Annotated in this window: 2 protein-coding genes; both read right to left on the reverse strand. The window is 53.7% G+C overall.

Annotation, left to right across the window (positions count from 1 at the left end; genetic code table 11):
- The coding region (locus tag DCC24_RS11870) for a hypothetical protein (RefSeq protein ID WP_146206334.1) at positions 1-382 on the reverse strand (382 nt) is incomplete at its 3' end.
- Between the two features lie 766 nt (positions 383-1,148).
- Positions 1,149-1,445: integrase core domain-containing protein (locus DCC24_RS11875; protein ID WP_146206336.1), on the reverse strand; the 297-nt coding region annotated here is incomplete at its 5' end.

A 1,445-nucleotide genomic window follows, 5' to 3' on the forward strand; every position in this document is an offset into this window, starting at 1 on the left:
CACTAACCGGCACGCCTTCAGCATCGAGTCCGTCTGGGTATGCAAGAATTTCAAGGACATCAAAGGAGGCTTGACCTCTTGCCTCGAATATCACCGTGTCACCAGTAGGCATCGTGTACGTCTGCCAGGCACTATTCTTCGGTGTTGGAGGCAACTCATTGTCTGATTCGGCGATGGTATTGAGCCACGTTGTGATCTCATCATCAACAACCACGTCGACAAGCCTTCCCTCGGAACCAACGCTAATCGTTGAGAAATCATTCGTGCCAGCCCCATCATCGGCAGTCCCCGATGAGAGGGGGTCCGGTGTTGGTGCTGAGGTGCACGCTGAAAGGATATAAAAGGAAAACACTAAAAGCAGGAGAGCCGAGACCTTGCTCATAGGACTGCGATGCGACATGAATCCCCTCGTTGCGGCGGATGATTGTCATAACTGATCGGCAACGTGGACCAGGTCTATGTTCCGCCCACGTTGCCGTTCAGCTGTTGATCGCTACGGCAGGCCACCATCGCAAGCAACCGACTTGACAGCGCTCGAATGGCTGCCGAAAGGCTTAGTGGTACCGGGGGCGTAGGCTGCACCGTAGGTGTACCAGTCTCTTTTTTTACTGTTTTTGCACGAGTACCGGGCAACAGCGTCTTTGCCTGCCCCTCCGCCTGCGTAAACGCTTTTTGCGGTTGGGCCAGCCTTCGTCTTGAACGTGACCCAGCTGGTGCGAGCTTTCAACGTGGATGTCAGCTTGACCTGGCGATTGGTCCCCGATGTGAGGTACCACGAGACATGGCCCGAAGTTTGACCATGCGACTTATGCGGATAGTGTGCTTTGACGCGACCTGTGAATCGAGTGCTCTGCAGTTGAACTGATGAGGGCTCATTTGAACTGTCAGGCGTGTTACCAAACAAGCCATCGGACACTGAAGTGTCGATGTACTCTTCGCCGACTTCCTGGGACGGCGAGGCCTCATTAGGGATATCCGCGTCGTCTAGCGCAGTGGAAGCACCGGTGGGAGTACCTATGGGGATTGCTTCCTGAGCATATGCTGCAGATGGCGCTAAAAAGCTTAGCGCCAATGCTACTGTACCCACCAACCCAAGTACTTTCTTGGAACGTTTCATGATTGAAGCGCCCTGGGTTTTGTTCCGTTTTCTATACGGGGCTTAGGGCTTGTGCCTGGGTCATATGGTAGCTGGTTTCGGCTTCGGTCGGGGTCTGGTAGTTCAAGGCTTCATGCAATCGGGTGGTATTCCACCAGTGGACCCAGTTCATCGTTTCGAATTCCACCTCAGTAGCTGACGGCCAAGCGGGCCGAGCATAAATCAATTCGGTCTTATACAAGCCATTAACCGTCTCGGCCAATGCATTATCGTAAGCATCTCCAGCGGTCCCAACCGATGCCGTCAGACCAGCCTTGGCAAGATGTTCGGTATAGCGAATGCTGACATA

It is taken from the genome of Auritidibacter sp. NML100628 (assembly GCF_003185985.1).
Classification (GTDB): Bacteria; Actinomycetota; Actinomycetes; order Actinomycetales; family Micrococcaceae; genus Auritidibacter; species Auritidibacter ignavus.